The sequence below is a fragment of the Fusobacterium ulcerans ATCC 49185 genome, from assembly GCF_900683735.1.
GTDB lineage: Bacteria > Fusobacteriota > Fusobacteriia > Fusobacteriales > Fusobacteriaceae > Fusobacterium_A > Fusobacterium_A ulcerans_A.
On record NZ_LR215979.1, the window covers coordinates 3,169,451 to 3,187,740 of the forward strand.

General features: G+C 29.3%; 14 protein-coding genes. 1 reads left to right on the forward strand and 13 read right to left on the reverse strand.

Annotated elements, in window-relative coordinates; all coding sequences use genetic code 11:
* Positions 1 to 3: 3 nt before the first annotated feature.
* The 5 genes from E0E45_RS14250 to E0E45_RS14270 form a co-directional block, all read right to left on the reverse strand.
* A complete protein-coding gene (locus E0E45_RS14250; RefSeq protein ID WP_130891775.1) occupies positions 4 to 822 on the reverse strand; it encodes a carbohydrate ABC transporter permease in 819 nt (272 codons plus the stop codon).
* Positions 812 to 1,693, reverse strand: a complete 882-nt coding sequence (locus tag E0E45_RS14255) for a carbohydrate ABC transporter permease (protein ID WP_130891776.1) — start codon at positions 1,691 to 1,693, stop codon at positions 812 to 814. Before E0E45_RS14255 ends, E0E45_RS14250 begins: the two co-directional genes overlap by 11 nt.
* Before the next feature lie 194 nt (positions 1,694 to 1,887).
* The gene (locus E0E45_RS14260; protein ID WP_130891777.1) at positions 1,888 to 2,679 is read right to left on the reverse strand and encodes a hypothetical protein; all 792 of its coding nucleotides are present in this window, start codon (positions 2,677 to 2,679) and stop codon (positions 1,888 to 1,890) included.
* A 23-nt stretch (positions 2,680 to 2,702) separates the two neighbouring features.
* Entirely contained in the window at positions 2,703 to 3,242 is a 540-nt protein-coding gene (locus tag E0E45_RS14265; protein ID WP_130891778.1) for a methylated-DNA--[protein]-cysteine S-methyltransferase, read from the reverse strand.
* A 23-nt stretch (positions 3,243 to 3,265) separates the two neighbouring features.
* Positions 3,266 to 4,729, reverse strand: a complete 1,464-nt coding sequence (locus E0E45_RS14270) for a DNA-3-methyladenine glycosylase 2 family protein (RefSeq protein ID WP_232044126.1) — start codon at positions 4,727 to 4,729, stop codon at positions 3,266 to 3,268.
* A gap of 265 nt (positions 4,730 to 4,994) precedes the next feature.
* Between E0E45_RS14270 and E0E45_RS14275 the strand changes: the two genes are divergently transcribed.
* Positions 4,995 to 5,426 (forward strand): C-GCAxxG-C-C family protein, encoded by a 432-nt coding sequence (locus tag E0E45_RS14275; RefSeq protein WP_130891779.1) that lies wholly within the window; start codon positions 4,995 to 4,997, stop codon positions 5,424 to 5,426.
* Positions 5,427 to 5,942: 516 nt separating this feature from the next.
* Here the strand turns inward: E0E45_RS14275 and E0E45_RS14280 are convergent.
* From E0E45_RS14280 to E0E45_RS14320, 8 genes are all read right to left on the reverse strand, one after another.
* Positions 5,943 to 6,323: an RrF2 family transcriptional regulator gene (locus E0E45_RS14280; protein WP_130891780.1), complete on the reverse strand. Its 381-nt coding sequence runs from the start codon at positions 6,321 to 6,323 to the stop codon at positions 5,943 to 5,945.
* 129 nt (positions 6,324 to 6,452) lie between these two features.
* Positions 6,453 to 7,481: a glycosyltransferase family 9 protein gene (locus tag E0E45_RS14285; RefSeq protein ID WP_130891781.1), complete on the reverse strand. Its 1,029-nt coding sequence runs from the start codon at positions 7,479 to 7,481 to the stop codon at positions 6,453 to 6,455.
* 60 nt (positions 7,482 to 7,541) lie between these two features.
* Complete coding sequence (locus tag E0E45_RS14290; protein ID WP_130891782.1) at positions 7,542 to 7,973, reverse strand: hypothetical protein; 432 nt, start codon at positions 7,971 to 7,973, stop codon at positions 7,542 to 7,544.
* 22 nt (positions 7,974 to 7,995) lie between these two features.
* Positions 7,996 to 9,180 (reverse strand): flagellin lysine-N-methylase, encoded by a 1,185-nt coding sequence (gene fliB, locus E0E45_RS14295; protein ID WP_130891783.1) that lies wholly within the window; start codon positions 9,178 to 9,180, stop codon positions 7,996 to 7,998.
* Positions 9,170 to 10,525 (reverse strand): WG repeat-containing protein, encoded by a 1,356-nt coding sequence (locus tag E0E45_RS14300; protein WP_130891784.1) that lies wholly within the window; start codon positions 10,523 to 10,525, stop codon positions 9,170 to 9,172. The genes fliB and E0E45_RS14300 overlap by 11 nt, the downstream gene beginning before the upstream one ends.
* Before the next feature lie 102 nt (positions 10,526 to 10,627).
* Complete coding sequence (locus E0E45_RS14305) at positions 10,628 to 12,481, reverse strand: hypothetical protein (protein WP_130891785.1); 1,854 nt, start codon at positions 12,479 to 12,481, stop codon at positions 10,628 to 10,630.
* Positions 12,462 to 16,982 carry a hemagglutinin repeat-containing protein gene (locus E0E45_RS14310; RefSeq protein WP_420026345.1) on the reverse strand — a complete coding sequence of 1,507 codons (4,521 nt, stop codon included), beginning with the start codon at positions 16,980 to 16,982 and terminating at the stop codon, positions 12,462 to 12,464. Before E0E45_RS14310 ends, E0E45_RS14305 begins: the two co-directional genes overlap by 20 nt.
* Complete coding sequence (locus E0E45_RS14320; RefSeq protein ID WP_130891787.1) at positions 16,955 to 18,286, reverse strand: hemagglutinin repeat-containing protein; 1,332 nt, start codon at positions 18,284 to 18,286, stop codon at positions 16,955 to 16,957. The genes E0E45_RS14310 and E0E45_RS14320 overlap by 28 nt, the downstream gene beginning before the upstream one ends.
* Positions 18,287 to 18,290: the final 4 nt, after the last annotated feature.

Below are 18,290 nucleotides of genomic sequence, written 5' to 3' on the forward strand. Positions count from 1 at the left end.
TAGTTATCCTTTTATCCCTGACTTAACAAAACTAGTCATTATCATTCTCTGGCAAAATATGTATAGAATTATTGGAAATATTATAGTCATTCCAGCTATTGCCATAGTTATTCCCCAGTTATTTCCTCCCTCTGAACTTATGAACATCTGAAGTGCAAGAGATAATGTATAATTTTCTTTACTGCTCAATATTATCAATGGCCAGAAATATTCGTTCCATGAGTTGATAAAAAATAATATTCCCATTGCTATTATAGAATTTTTTATCATGGGTATTATGAGATGTACTAAAGTTCTTGTTTCAGATATATTATCTATTTTGGCCACTTCTAAAAGAGATTTTGGTATTCCTCTCATATTCTGCATCATTAAAAGTATTCCTAAAGCATCTGCTAGTTGTGGAAGAATGACTCCAAAACTTGTATCTAATATTCCCAGTTTTGATATAGTTAAATAGTTTGGTATCATTGTTACTGTAAAAGGAACAAATAAAGTAATTAATATCATTGAATAAACTATTTTCTTTCCTTTAAATTCCTTGTATGTCATAACATATGCTGCCATAATGCTCGTAATTATCTTTCCAAAAGTAACCATTGCTGAAATAAAGAAAGTATTCCATATATATCTGATTATTGGCACATTATTCCATATATGTTTATAATTTTCAAATGTAATTACTGATGGAATCAACTTCAAAGGTTCAGAAAATACCTGATCCATACTTTTCAGTGATATAGAAAGCATATATATCAAAGGAAATATCTGCAATAAAATAATTATAAAAAATAATATATGCCATTTTTTTTCTCTAGTTTTCATAATAGACTCCTTTTTCCAGTATTTTTATCTTCAAACTTATCAATACAAAGAAAAACAGAGTAGTGATTATAGCTAATGCTGAAGCTCTTCCTGTCTGAAAAAATGTGAAAGCATACTGATATATACTATATACAAGGTTTGTACTTCCATTGTTTGGCCCTCCTTGGGTAAGAACATTTATAGGAACAAATACTTGCTGCAGTCCATATACCACTGTCATTATCAATACATACAAAGCTGTTGAAGATGTCATGGGAAGTACTATATATATAAATATTTGAAGATTGGAAAGCTTATCTATTTTTGCACTTTCTATTAATTCTGATGGAACTTCTAGTACCCCTGCTAAAAGAAGTATTAGATTATATCCAAATATTTTCCATGCTGTTATAATACTTACCAGAAGAATTACTAATCCATTGGTTTTTAGCCAAAATGGAGATTCTATCCCAAATAATTCATAAACTTTTGATATAGGCCCTGACATGGGATTGAAAAGCCATAAGAATACCAAAGAAGCTACCACAAGGGAAATTATACTTGGAAAAAATATCATTGCCCTATAGAAACTCTTTAATCTGCTGATAAGCAGTGCCAATGCATAAGCAAATATATATGGAAGTATAAAATTAAATATTCCCAAAAATATTATGTATAAGAATGTATTTCCTAATGATTTATATATAACTGAATCAGTCAATATACTTGTATAATTATCCAGCAGTACAAACTTTTTATTTCTACTTATCATATTCCAGTCAAAAAAACTGAGATAAACAGTTCTCACTATGGGCCAGAAAACAAATGTAGTAAAAATACTAATAGCTGGAACTAAAAGTGCAATCATGTAATTTTCTTTTTTTACTTTCAACTAAATCTCCTCTCAATATTTATTATTTTTATATTGAAATTTTAGCAATCATATGTAAACAAGATATAAAATTAATGTATAATAAAAGTAAAAGCTTTTTTACAGTTATTTTACATTTTACAAATAATCAAAATAAAAAAAGAGATTGAAATATCTACCAATCTCTTTTTATATTAATTTTATACTATTCTTATTTACCAACCTGTAACTAATAAATTTCTAGCTGCTTTTTTACTGCATTTCTGATATTTTGAATAAGCTTCTGCTCCTCTTTCCCTAATCTTTTCATTATCCTCTTTTTTCAGATATCCATTTACTGCCTCATAAATAGTATAAGCTTCTGGAGCCATACGCCCTGTAGTCCATATCAAAGGATTAACATTTGCAGAGTTCAAATGTTTAGAAAAATAAAGTTTGCTGTAACAGGCAAGTATGATTATATCTCTTTTTTTCTTATCTTTATTTACATATTTATTTCTAATATTAAAATCCATAAATCCATTATGCCCAATATATGATATCAATCCAGCATTTCCATCTATTCCAATAGTTTTTCCATTCAATTCTATTGTATTTTTTTCTATTCCAGAACTGGCACTTAAAAAATCCTTTGTGCATTCTTTAATATACCTTCCATCATAGGCATCTGCTACAAGATAAGTATCTTTTTCTGTTATATGTTTAAATACAACTCTTTCAAGAACTATGGAATTTAATTTTTCTGATTTTATGAATTTCCATTCTTTGCTTCTTTTAAAATAGGTTTTTATTCCATAAGCACAACCCCAATAAAGATTATTTTCTGGATCCTGTCCATTCCCTATTTTTTCTGGTACCTTCACTATTCCCTGATACTTATTATCACAAAGAGCTACAAAAATATGTATTGTCTTAGTTTTTTTATTTATCCCTTGATTATCTGCTTTCAAAGTAAAACTGCCAAAAATCAGAAAACTTAAAGCAAATAATATTCTAATTCCTTTCATAATCTCTCCATATCCTGATATTTTCAAAGTGCTGTCCCTTTAGTAGGAACAAAAAAATGTGATATATCAACTTTTTCAAGTTCCAATAATTTAATCTTTTTACTGATACCGCTTGCAAATCCAGTTAAGCTTCCATTTTTTCCTACAACACGATGACATGGAATGATGATAGCAATAGGGTTATGCCCCACTGCTCCACCAACTGCCTGACTGGACATTCTTTCTTTTCCCATTTTACCAGCTACAATTTCTGCAATTTCTCCATAAGTAATAGTTTTTCCATAAGGAATTTTACATAAAATATCCCATACAGCTTTTCTAAACTCTCCACCCTTTGGAGATAATGGAAGTTCTGAAATATTTGGTTTCTCTCCATTAAAATATCTATCCAGCCATTTTTTTGTAATTTTGAATACAGAAAGTTCTGATTTAACTGCTGTTTCCTCTTTGATAGTAGCAGCATAATATTTTTGTCCCTCATACCATAATCCAATGAGATTATCTCCATCACTTGCAAGTAATATTTCACCTAAAGGTGATGAGTAGTGTGTTGAGTAATACATTTTTCCCCTCCTTAATTCACTTATTATAACAAATTCCATAAGCTAACTGTTGCATAGCTCCTCCAAGGACGCCACACTTCTGCTAAAGCCAGTATTTCTTTTGAAGTACGAGGTGCCAATGTCTTTTTTACTCCATAATCAGTTTCCAGAAAAGCATCAGTCCACCCCATAGCACGCATAGCAATATATTGAGCTGTCCAACTTCCTATTCCAGAAATATTCATTAATTTTTTTATCTCTTTTTCTGGATAATTGCAGGAATTAAAATCTATGCTTTTTTCTTGAAATGCTTGAGCAAGTTCTAAAATCGTCTTTGATCTTGTTTGAATTATACCTATTTTTCCAAGATATTCATTAATTTTATCCTTTAAATTCAAAATATCTTCTGGTTCTGGAAAAACATGAGTCAATCCATCTATTCCAGTTTGAATTGGTGTACCAAAGTTTTCTGTAAGTCTTGCTGCTAATGTTCTTGCTGCTTTTATAGTAATCTGCTGACCTAATACTGCTCTTACTGCCATTTCAAATGGATTAAAAGATCCAGGTACACGAATACCTAAAACACAAAGTTCAGGATTAATTTCATTCATTGATTCCAAAGCTTGATATACTGCATATGGATCACATGACAAATCAAATAGATGCCTTACACGAGCTAATACCTGTGATAGTACAGGAAGAAGAGTTGCTGACATAGTAACCTTTAGAGTACTGCCAACAGGCTGGTGCTCAATTTGTATCCAGCCATATATCTGTTGTTTTTCATTTATAAAATGTACAGTACGATAATACTTGTTATCTCTTACTGTTTCTACTCCTGGAATAGCACGCATAGCCAGAAAATTTAAAATATGCTCCCATTGATAAGGAGGCCGATATCCCAATGCCAAAGTTATTTCATCAGTTTGCTTTTTTTCATTTCCAGACTGTTTACGTAAAGCAGTAGGTACAAGTTTATACTGTTTTTTAAAAACATCATTAAAACGTCTTAAGCTTCCAAAACCAGAAGCCATTGCAACTTCAAGAACTGATAAATTTGTATCAGTGAGCAGACTTTTAGCAAGAAGCAGTCTGCAGGTTTGTAGATACTGTGTTGGAGTTACATTATATTCTGATACAAATACCCTGCGTAAATGGCGGGATGTACATCCAAGATGACTGGCAGTTTCCTCTATACTATCACCATTTCCACATTCTTCTTCCAGTGTTTTAGCTGCATGCCTGACAAGAGAAGCTGTAGCATCTGTAACAGAAGTTCCTGGAGCAAGTTCTGGTCTGCATATCAGACATGGGCGATATCCTGCCTGTTCTGCCGCTGCTGCTGTAGAGAAAAAAGTACAATTTTCAAATTTCGGCATTTTTGCCCGACATACTGGACGACAATATACTTTTGTAGAAGATACCCCAACAAAAAAACGTCCATCAAATCTTGTATCTTTTGCTTTAAATGCCATATACCATGCATATTTTTTGTCTTTCAGCATCATCCCACCCTCCTTTTTTTATAATTATATCATTCTTTTTCAAAAAAATCTGGCTATTTTCGGACATGAATTTTTATCTTTTTTAATAAAATCAATTTTAGTTTTAATTTCTTTGTGAAAATCATTTCATAATTCTTTTATAAAAAAATATGTAGCAAGATTGATATATATGAAATTATATTGAAAAAACTATCATTTTCATGCTTTTAGAATTGTGCTATAATAAAAGAAACTAAGCAATAAACTGAATTATTAGAAAGGAATATTTATGGAATTATATAAATTGGTAAATAAATATCATATTGGAACAAATTTAAGTTGTGCTGAAGCAATGTTTAAAGCTTGTAATGAATACTATCATCTAAATCTTAGTGAGGAAACTAGAAAAATGTTTTCTTTAATGGGAATTGGAATGCAGACAGAAAAATCATGTTGTGGAGCATTTACTGTTGCAGTAGGTGTAATAGGGCTTGTTACAGCAAAAGAAGGAGAAACGGATTATGATAATATGCAAGGCTATGAAATAGTGTGTGAACTTACTGATTTTTTTACAGGTCTTTTCACAACTCTGCATTGTGCAGAATTACAGCAGCTTGAAATTAGTGGTTTTGATAATCCTTGCCATGCTTTAGTTGAAGAAATTGCAAAAAAACTAGAAGAATTATTTTCTAAAGAGAAAATTCAACTGTTTCTGAACTAATATATTATAAAAAATAATTAATGACTACATCCTGAAATATTATAGCAAAAATAATATATTATCATTTTTAAGAGTTAATTATGAAAAAATATATACTAAAAACAATAAAAAAGATAATTTCATATTTCAATTCTAATAAATACAGAATTCAATATCATATATTCTATGCTTATTGTAAATATCGAAAAATAAGGTATAGCTATTAATCAATATTAATAAAAAAAATATTTATAAATAATAGATTAATACCTTTTAAAATTCTTATATAGGAATTTTCTTTATAAATAATTTGATAAAATATTAACTATCAGATCTCTCCCAGATCTTGAAAAAACTTTCCCTCGAAAAAGAACTTAATTTTAAGTTCTTTTTCTTTATTATAATATGTAAATAGTCTCATGGTTGGACCAATATAATTAGAAAAAAATTAGGAAGAATTAAAAAAACTATATTTGAATTTAAGTTATTATTCTTTTACTTTAAACCCACCACTCAAAATGGTGGGTAATTATAAAATTAAATAGAACTATTTATCTTCGTTATTTTCATTTTTTTCAATGATTCATCTATTTCATTTCGAATATTTTTAAATTCTAAAATTAATTCATCATTTTTTTTAATATTTTTCATGTACTTTAATGTATTAAAATCAGGCTGGATAACTTTTATTATTTCATAATAGCTTATTTCATCTTTTTTTAATCTAAATCCTCCTTTAGTACCTCTAAAAGATTCTAACAATCCTTTATCAACTAATTTAGATAATATCCTTAAAGCAAATATAAATGGAATTTCATTATTACTTATTTCTCTAGCAGGAACAACTTTTTCATTCCCTGCTTTTGATAAATATTTAAGCATTTTGATTGCATAATAAGTTTCTTTAGTTACTTTCATTTTTTCTATAATAAGGTTTACTTTACCTTATTCCCTCCTTTCTCAATTTGAAAATTTTCCATATATATTTAGTAAATATAATTAATATTAAAAAATAGATTTTTTTGATATAATTTAACTTTGTTACATCTATCTATAGCATTGTAAATATAACTTTTTAATTTCAGCAACAACATAATCTGGTAAAATCAATGAATAACAATCTTTATAACTAAGAACTTTACATTCAGGATAAATATCTTTAGGTTCTATACCTTGATGTTTTTTACTTGGGTTAGCCAGCCACTCTTTTTTACTGCTCTTAGGACTAAAAATAGCAAAGCTTGGAATATCTAAACTTTGAGCTATATGCCTTGGTCCTCCCTCGTTTCCAAAAAACATATCACAATTTGAAATAAGTGCTGCCAAATCTCTTATTGAAGCTGTTTCTATATTAGAAAAAACATTTTTACTGTTTTTTAACCTAGAATAAAAATTTTTAACAAACTCTTTTTCTGCTGAAGAATAAAATAGTATAATCTGTGGATTCAGTTCTTCTATTACTTTTTTGATAACACATTCCATATTATTGAGGGGGTAAATTTTCTCTGGACGCCTTGAATTTACAGCACATATAAATACAGGCTTTGAAAAATCTATTCCTGCTTCTTTCATTTTTCTTTTCATACTTTCTTTTTCATTTTCATTTATATAGGTGATATAAGTGTTGTCATATAGTATTTTATATTTTTCTTCCAATGGAGCCAGCATTTTTAAAAACTTATCAACTTTATCTTTTGAATTAGCAGGCTCAAAAATCTTATGAGTATATGTAAATCCTCTATATTTTTTCTTTCTTCCTATTCTATATTCGCTTCCGAAAGAAAATAAAGTAAACATTTCACTTTTGGGAGTAGACATTATATCTATTACTATATCATATTTCTTTCTTGTTACTTTCCATACTTTAGCTATATATTTAAGAGGGTTCTTCTGTTCTTCTTCAGTTATTAGAATAATATTATCAATATATGGATGATTTTTAAATAAAGGAGCAATATGCTCATATACTACATAATCGATTTCAGATTCAGGGAAACTTTTTTTAAGAGTATTGCATATAACTGAGCTTAAAACAGCATCTCCTATTTGTTTAAAACGTACTATTAATATTTTCATATTTTTACCTCTACTTAATATTTATAGAATTTAATATTTTTCAAGTTATTTTCTTTTTAATTAAATTAAAGATATTGTTCCTTTTTCATCTAAATTTTCATAAATATTATAAATATTACTTTCACATCTTAATTCAAAAGTATCTAGTAAATTATTTTCATTCCATAATTCTACTACATAAAAATTATTTCTATTTTCAAAATATGCATTATTTATATTATAAATAATTATTCCTTCTTGTTGTCCCTTTAGTACAACTTTACTTCTAAAAATTTCTCCTTTTCCAATTACCGTTCCATCAGAACTTTTTACACATATTTGAAATTTATTTTTATTTTCACTAAAATTATCCAATATTGTTAATATTCCTATATCTTTAGTTATTGGAAATTTTTCTGTATATATAGTTGTTCCTAACTGTAATTTAGCTGCATTAACTAATATATATCTTGCATCTAATTTATCTCCAATCATTCTTAATTTTACATTCATATTTCAATCCTCCAGCAAATATCTAATAAAAAATTGGTAATAATTTTTTAATATATTGACTTATATCCATTCCAATCTTATTTTCTGTATAGAAAATATTAAAAAATTCTCCATCATGGGAAAAATCATTATCATGTGATTTTATAGTATAAATGATTTCATCATCAGTTAAATCTCTCTTTAAATATTTTTTATTTAATAATATTTTAAATTTCAGCATTGTTCCAAGTATTATCATTTTCATAAAAGCATACTCAAGTGTATAATAAAAATCTTTATTAAAAACATAACATAGCAAATAATTTTTTAAGATATTTTCATATTTTTTATTCCATAATTTTTTTAACATTATTAATTCTTCATTAGTTAAAATAAATGAATCATCTCTTAAGAAATCTCTATCTGCTTCTAAATTATTTTCTAATTTTATAAGCTTTAAAAGATTTATATATTCTAAAGCGCTATTTTTACTTCTCTCTTGCTTGATTAATATTGTTTTTATAACTAAATCTGCTATATCTGGACTAATTATTTCTTGACCTTTATATGTCTTAAAATCAGCCAAAGATTTTTCAAAATCAAATTCTGCAATATTCATTTGTTTCATATTACTAAAAATTTCTTCCATATATTGAATTTTTTGACCTAAAATTTTATTTTCATCATTCAATATATCTATAAGCAATTCTTCAAATTTATAATACCTAAATGCTAAACTTGTTTCTAAATTATTTTCTGGAATTATGAAACTTACATTAGATGGTTTCATAAAAAATAATTCTTCTTTTTTTATTTTAATTATTTTAAACTTTTCATTTGTTAGTAAAAGTTTAGCAGCAGAACGGCAGGAAAAAACAAAACTCATCTCCATTCCTCTAGATGTTAATTTCAATATCCTTGGATATACTTTACAAGTATCACTTAAGCAATCCCATCCAAAATCTTTGTGAATTCGACATAATTTTTTATCAGTTATAAATTTACAATATCCATCTGTAAATTTTACTGTATGTCCATTTTCTTCATCTATATTAATATATGTTCCTATATCTTCTTTTAATTCATCTAAACAAGATTTTGTTTTTAAAAAAGCTACTTCATCTATATCTATTTTCCATTTATTTTTACAACATTCTCCACTTGCATTACATTTATATTTTGCAAGAATATTAGGAATAAGTACATATTCATAATTTTTAATTTCCATTTTTATCACCATCTATTTTAATAAATCCTGTTCTTTGTTCATCTTTAAAAAATACTAAATCTTCATTTATTTTTCCCAATTTTTTATATTTCAAAGGAAGTATAGTTTTTCCAGTTATTGAAAATATCCCAAACTTATTATCTTTAAAAACATAAATATAATCTTTAATTATTTCTATAGCATCATAAATTGGATCTATTATTTCTTTATTTTTTTTATTTATTACTCCAAATCCACTCTCTTTTGCTATAATTGCAAGTTCATTTTTAAAATTATTAGCTATTAAGTAATCAAATGGAATTTTTATATTCCCTTTTTCATCTATATATCCAAATCTTCCATTTAACTCAGCAACCATATAGCCTTCACTATATTCTCCAATATCTTCATATGAGAGCTCTTTTAATATTCCATCTAAATTAAGTAAATACCATTTATGCTCTTTTTTTACATGAATAAAATCTTTTCCTTTTTTAAATAAAAAGCCACCTTCATAGATTGGTTTTATTATTTCTTCTCCTAAATCAGTTATATATCCAATTTTCCCATTTTTTAAAACCATAATTTTTCCATCTATCTCTGAACTAAAATTATCATAATCTATTTTTTTTTCAATTCCTTTTTCTAAGTTTATGAAATAAGTTTTATCTTTAGTATACCCAATCAAAATATTATTACTTAAACTCATAAAATGAGTATAGATAAAATTAGTTTTATATTCTTCTTTAGTATTTATTATCCCCCATTTTTCATTATTTTTAACATATAAATAATTTTTTATACCTAATTCGATATCTTCATAATTTCCTTTGAGTTCTTTTTTATTTAAATCCATATCATATAAATACCAATTTTTATTAGATTTTACTAGAATATCTGTTTCATTTCCTTGAATAAAATCATTTTCTATATCTATAACAATTTCTCCCTCTTTATTTAATAAGCCATATTTTCCATCTAATTCAATCTTATAAAATTTTTTATTGATAACTTTTACACTTTCAACGTAAATTTCTTTCTGAGTATTAAAATTAAAGATATATACTTTATCTTTTTGAGATAAAATAAAATTTTCTTCATCTAATCTTATAATTGAATCATACTTGGGTTCTTTTATATATTTTCCATCTTGAATGTCAATTATTCCATACTTTCCTTTAACCTTAACAACAGTTTTTCCAGCACATACTTCTGTTGCTTCATCTACTTCTAATTCAATAATTTTATAATTTTTAATTTCCTTATTTTTTTCTATAAAATTGTTAAATAAATATATTACTTCAATTGCTATTAAAATAGATAAAATTAAAATTATAAAAAAAATAATTAAATTAATTTTTTTCACTTTTATCTCCTTATTTTAGATATAGGAGGGATACTTTATCCCTCCTATATCCATTTTTATTTGATTATTACCTATTAGAGATTTATTAGGAAATGATATATTTTATTTAAAATTTTCAAATTTTTTTGCTATAATTCTACTTAAAATTTCTGACCCTCTCATTGTCTCTTTAGCTTCCTTTTCTATAGGCTGTTTTGCATACATATTGTATTCAAATAAATCGTTAGGATTATGGTTTGGATTAATATATCCTCCAGTATGAGAGTTTATAGCATAGTATTCTCTAATTTCTTCAGATATTTTTTCTGAAGTTCCATTTATTATCAATTCCTGTTCTCTATGGGTAGTTTCATGAAGTAAAACACTTAATAACTCACTTATTGATAAGTTTTTACTTTCAAGATTTATAACTATGGCTCCTTCTCGATTATAGTATCCATCATAAAGTTCTGAAGGGGCATTAACAAATTTCAATTCTACATTTTTATATTGTTCTCCTGTATATTGTTCAAAAGCTTGCTTTTTACTATTTTGAACAATATCTAATAATTTTGCAATAAATTCCTCATTAAGACTATCTTCCATAAAATGTCCATTTTCTAATAATTTTATTGCTTCCTCTGGAGAATTTTTATATATATTGTAAAATTCTTCTTGTTTTTGAGGGTTCCTTTGCATTTCTCCCAAAATTAAATCAGAAAACTCTTTGTTTGTACTTAAATCTCTTACTACCTTATTGTCTATTTTTTCTCTTGTTTTAGCAAATTTATTTTCTAACTGTTGATAGAACTTATGTAATCTAATATTATCCTCAGTAGTTTCTGCTTTAATTGTTTCATTTTTTATGATCTTATGTTCAGTACCTATTTCACCACTATTTATTTTTTTTTGAATTTCTAAAGCATCCTTATTTAGTAACATTTTTGCAAGAAAATCTTGAAGATGCTCTTTTGGAATATTTTTTCCACTATTAAGAACTATATCCATCTTTTTTTTTATTTCTTCCTCTGTTCTTAGTATAACTTTATTATCATCTTTATTTTGTTTTTTAGTAAAAAGTGATTTAATTTTATCAAAAACAGAAGAGCTCTCTTTCTTAGAATTTTCTATTTCATTTGTTCTTGGTGGCAATGGTGGGGCATTTTCACCCTCATTATTTTTACCTACTGAAGATTGAATGTTTTCTATTGAAGCATATATATCTTCTGTTTGATTATCTTTATTATTTTTATCTACAGTTGCATATATATCTTCTGTCCTCAAAGGAATTGAAATATCTTGAGGGTTCATCTTACTATCCATATCTTTCATAGAAGTTAAAGTATCCCTTAGCTCTACTTCTATTTTATTAAGTTTAGTTCTATCCCAATCAGTTAATGTACCTTTACTTGTCAGTCTCTCTTGTTCTTTCGAAAGTGAATCTAATTTTTTAGATAATTTCATGTATTCTTTTTTTTCTTTCTCAGTAAGATTATCTAATTGTTCTTTTTTTAGCTTATTAACTTCTTTCTTTTTTTGTTGCATTTCTTTTTTAAACTGTTCTATGGTAGTATTAAAACCTAGATCTCCGCCAGTAATTTTTTTTACTTTTTCTAAAATAGCTAGATCTTTTTTCATACCTTTAATTTCTTTTGTTAAGTTATTTATAGATTCTTTTTCAATTTTTTTGATATCACTTTCTACATCTGCAATTATTTTATCTAATTCTTTAAGTACTTCTTTCTCTTTCTTTTTCATCCCCTCTTCATATGAAGGAGGATTTTTATATTTTGGTGGAATTGAATTTAAAGGTTCATAATACTCAGGGATAATTTTTTTTTCATTTGCAGAATCTATTATCTCTATTCTTTTTCCATCATCTTTAGGAAAATCAAATGCATTATCTTTATCTAAAACGCTATATTTGTCATTTCCTTCTACACTTTCTACCTTATTTTTATTTAACGAGCTTGCCATTCCTGGGATTTAAACTTTCAGCACCTTTTTGGAATCCATCTAATGCATTTTTGTTAGTTATAGCTCCCCCTGTTAAGATTGCTCCTGGATTTGATCCACTTGCTGATTCCCACTTACCAGTTTCAGAATTCTTTACATATCCTCCTGCATTTTCACCAACTGTAACATTTTCTGCATTACCCTTTGTAGAACTATTTCCTCCTGTTACTTCTGGAGTCTTCTTAACATTTGACTCTGTTACTACACTTCCTTTTGCACCTTCATTTTTTCCTTTATTTAAGCTTTCAGCACCTTTTTGGAATCCATCTAATGCATTCTTGTTAGTTATAGCGCCTCCAGTCAAGATTGCTCCTGGTTTTGAACCACTTGTTGATTCCCATTTACCAGTTTCAGGATTCTTTACATATCCTCCTGCATTCTCACCAACAGTAACATTTTCTGCATTACCTTTTGCAGAACTATTTCCTCCTGTTACTTCTGGAGTCTTCTTAACATTTAACTCTGTTACTACACTTCCTTTTGCACTTTCATTTTTTCCTTTATTTAAGCTTTCAGCACCTTTTTGGAATCCATCTAATGCATTCTTGTTAGTTATAGCTCCCCCTGTTAAGATTGCTCCTGGATTTGATCCACTTGCTGATTCCCACTTACCAGTTTCAGAATTCTTTACATATCCTCCTGCATTTTCACCAACTGTAACATTTTCTGCATTACCCTTTGTAGAACTATTTCCTCCTGTTACTTCTGGAGTCTTCTTAACATTTGACTCTGTTACTACACTTCCTTTTGCACCTTCATTTTTCCCTTTATTTAAGCTTTCAGCACCTTTTTGGAATCCATCTAATGCATTTTTGTTAGTTATAGCTCCTCCTGTTAAGATCGCTCCTGGTTTTGAACCACTTGTTGATTCCCATTTACCAGTTTCAGGATTCTTTACATATCCTCCTGCATTCTCACCAACAGTAACATTTTCTGCATTACCTTTTGCAGAACTATTTCCTCCTGTTACTTCTGGAGTCTTCTTAACATTTAACTCTGTTACTACACTTCCTTTTGCACTTTCATTTTTTCCTTTATTTAAGCTTTCAGCACCTTTTTGGAATCCATCTAATGCATTCTTGTTAGTTATAGCGCCTCCAGTCAAGATTGCTCCTGGTTTTGAACCACTTGTTGATTCCCATTTACCAGTTTCAGGATTCTTTACATATCCTCCTGCATTCTCACCAACAGTAACATTTTCTGCATTACCTTTTGCAGAACTATTTCCTCCTGTTACTTCTGGAGTCTTCTTAACATTTAACTCTGTTACTACACTTCCTTTTGCACTTTCATTTTTTCCTTTATTTAAGCTTTCAGCACCTTTTTGGAATCCATCTAATGCATTCTTGTTAGTAATAGCACCTCCAGTTAAGATTGCTCCTGGTTTTGATCCGCTTGCTGATTCCCACTTACCAGTTTCAGGATTCTTTACATATTGTCCTCCACTTACTACAGGTGTCTTATTACTGTTTTCTCCTCCTGATACTTCTGGAGTTTGCTTTGTTCCATTTAGGCTTTCAGCACCTTTTTGGAATCCATCTAATGCATTCTTGTTAGTAATAGCGCCTCCAGTTAAGATTGCTCCTGGTTTTGATCCGCTTGCTGATTCCCACTTACCAGTTTCAGGATTCTTCACATATTGTCCTCCACTTACTACAGGGGTCTTATTGCTGTTTTCTCCTCCTGATACTTCTGGAGTTTGTTTTGTTCCATTTAGGCTTTCAGCGCCTTTTTGGAATCCATCTAATGCATTTTTGTTAGTAATAGCGCCTCCAGTCAAGATTGCTCCTGGTTTTGAACCACTTGTTGATTCCCATTTACCAGTTTCAGGATTTTTTACATATCCACCAACTGCAACATTTTCTGTATTACCTTTTACTGCTCCATTTCCTCCTGTTACTTCTGGTGTTTTCTTAGTGTTTGGCTCTGTTACTACATTTCCTTTTATACTTCCTCCATCAACTGTATCAGGCTTTTTAATTTCTGGAACTGGAAGTTTTACTGGTGGTTCTGTTGTTGGCAGTTTTAATTCTGGAACATTGCTTCCTCCTTTATCTACAACTCCTTTATTAGGCTGTGGAGATGTGTTTATTTCTGGATAAGAAGGTCCTCCTTCTACTTTTCCAGTAATTACCTTAGTTGAATTTCCATCAACTGAATCAACTATTGGTTTATCTTTATCTCCTTTTTTCTTGCTTCCAAAGCTAGGGACACTTGCTGTTCCAGAGAAAGTTCCTCCTCCTTCATATACATCCTTATCTGTAGTCAGACTGTTGCTTAGGTCTGTATTAACTCCTTTTAATGGATCATTATCTCTAGTTAGCCCTTGAGCGCTTTCTCCATTTACTGTTACATCTCCTCCAATTTGAGTATTTCCAGGATTTAAGGCAACTGTTCCTTTTGCTGTCTTCTCTAGATCTATTACATCTCCAACTTCTCCTTGAACTCCGCCACCTTTAGATCCTATATTTCCTCCAACTATAGCTCCTCCAGCTTCAAGATTTGATTTTACATCTTCAACATTTACATTTCCACCTATTGTAAGGTTTCCATTTGCATTTCCTGTTTCAGATCCAAAAACTCCTCCTTTTAGGTTTAGGTCTCCTTCTATAGTTCCTGTGATATTATTTTTAACAACAATTCCTGCTTGATTGTTAATAACATCTCCTTTTTTATAGATTTGTCCTCCACCAGCTGAAACTCCAAGGTCTCCTGTTCCAATAGTATTTGATGCTACTCCTAAAGATCCATCTACTCCTGCCCAAGCTTCTATTCTTGATTCATCATATTTATCTGTTTCAGTAGTTACATTTACATTTCCTTTTAATTCAGTATGTAAATTATCTGCAATTATGTTACTTCCTTTAAGATTAACATCCTTACCTTTTAATTCTACATTTCCAGCTTCAATAACTGAACCATGGCTATATTCATTGTTTACATCTGATTTGCTAAAGCTTGCATTTCCTGTTACTCCTAACTGTGCATTTCCTCCATCTATTGCTCCTACTCCAGCACTTGCTGTAACTCCTCCTGATGCATTTATACTAAATGAATTTTCTGTATATGTTTCTTTTGCACTATTAATATTTATATTATGTTTTTCATCTGCATCAAGAACTACTTCATTTCCTTTCATTTGTACACCATTTAGGTTAATATCTCCATCTGTAGTTTTGAAGTTTATTTTTCCACCTGATTGAATAACTGTTTCATTCTCTTTTGTGTGTTTAGAAGAACTTTCGCTATATCCTAGTTCTCCTGTAAGAGTAGATGTATTTGCTGCAAGATCTCCAAAAATTAAGTTTGTTGCAGTTCCTGCTACTTGCGCTGCTGTTAATCCTGCATTAAGTGATTTTTCTGGATCTGCTGCAGTTTCTGCTATTTGCATTCCTTTATTTACTGCATCTGCTATACTACTTGTAGTACTATTTGATACTTTTACTCCAAGAGAGAAATCTGAATTTGTTTTTTCAGTTACATCAGTATATTTTGTTGTATCTATTTGTTTAGCTGTAATATTGAAGTCTCCTCCAGTTGTAAAGTCTGCTCCTCCAATATCTACTGTACCTCTAGAGTTATCATCGCTTCCAGAAGTTATATTCAAGTTTCCTCCAGTTGAAACATTTCCTTTTGACCAAGTAGTGCTCTTTTCACTTGAATTTTTTACAGATACTCCAACAGTTGTTTGTGCAGATGTTAAAGAATCCATATAGTTTTTACCTAGTTTTCCATTTTTATTTTGACTGTCTTTAGCCACTTGAACTGCATCACCAGTAATAACTTCTGTTGATCCTCCATCTACATGATTCCAGCTAGCTTTTGCACTTGCACCTCCTGCTCCTGCGCTTGCATCTGCAGAAGTTACTCCAACTGTAATTGAGTTGCTGCTGTGCTCATATGTATTTTTACCAGCTTCAAATTTAACTTCTTTTCCATCTCCAACTTTTATATTTGTATCTCCTAAAGATGCAATATCACTTCCAACAACTTTTACATTTCCTCCAGCTTCAATATTTAGATCTCCCATTGAGCTTAGGCTGCTTTTTGTAGATGTTGTTCCTTTATATTCTTCATTTGATGATGTATATGAAATTGTTCCAAAGCTGCTTGAGCTTGATTTTCCTGATATTGTATCTTGGCCATCTAGAATATTTACATTTCCTTCAGATTTAATGTTAATTCCTTTTTCACCAGCAATTAAGTCACTTCCTTGTATAGTTGTATCTCCACCAGCCTTAACATTGAGACCTCCTACTCCACCTACTGTACTTCCAACTGATGTTGACTTAGTTTCTTCAAAACTGCTAGACTCTACTGTAAATAATCCATTTTTAAATCCTACAAAAGATGATTCTCCTGTTTCATGAGAATAATCTTTTCCATCAGTAATATTAACATTATTTCCTGCTTCTAGGTTTGCTTCATCTCCAGCTACAACATTACTTCCCTTAACATTAATATCATTTTAGATTTAATATTAATATTTTCTCCAGCTACTGTAGATCCTGAAGATTTAGATGAAACTGAACTATATGAAGAATTATCTGTTTTTTTACTTTCACTGCTTATCAAGTTTTGGTCAGTAATATTAACATTTTCACCGCTGATATTGACACTTCCTTCTCCAGTACCTTCAATGAAAGCGCCTTTTAAATTAACATCTTTTTCTGCATCAACACTGATATTTCCTTTTCCTTGGATTCCTGCATTGTTAGAAATAATTTGATTTCCTTTATCATCATATCCTATTCCAGATTCGATATTAATTTCATTTCCAGCTTTAAGATTTATATCTCCATCACCTTTTACAGTTCCACCTTCCATATTAATATTATTCTTTGCATCAAGAGATATATCTCCACCAGCAGCAATTCCGCCATTAAATCCACCAGTTGCATTATTTATAATTTCATTTTCAGATTTAATGTTAACGTTTCCTCCTCCAATAATATTTCCATTAGAGTTAACAACATTTTCTGCATCAATATTTATATCTCCATCTACTTTAATATTAGAACCTGCTCCTCCACCTTTGTCGCTTTCAGCCATTTTAATTCTTGTTTCTTTTCCAAAGTATACTTGTGGTACAAGAACTATATCTCCATCAACTTCCATTTCAACATACCAAATAATATCTTTTTCTAATTTATTTACTTGTTCTGGAGTCAATGGCATTCCAAGTACTAGTCCTAAATCTTTACTAACTAATGCTCCATTATCAAGTAAAGTTTTTACATTATCATTAGTTATCTCTCCAGCATATCCTAAACCTTCTCTTATACTTCTATCAATTAGTTCTTTTTCATAATATGCATCTCCAATAACTGTTGGTGTTTTATCTGGATCATATCCTATCTGTTTGAAAAGGTAATCAGAACCATAGTACTTACTTAAATCTATAAATTCAAGATTAGTTTCATATTTATATGGAACTCTTTCTCCTGGCTTAGGAGTAGCTGGTCTAAATACTCCGTTTTCCCCTGTTGGTATTTCTATGTATATAACTGGATTTATTGTACCTGCTACAGCTATTGAAGAAATAGTTCCTCCAGTTGAACTAGAGATAGTAACTCCATTTATAGTTACTTCTCCTTTTTGAATTTCAACTTTATGAACAGTTTTTACTCCATCAACTTCAGTAATTTGATTTGGGTCGCTAATTGTTACGCCAAGATTTCCTGTACTTGCATCTACTTGTTGTCCTCCAATGTTTACTGTAACACTTTTATTTCCTCCAACGTCTCCAGAACCACCATTAATCAAAGTA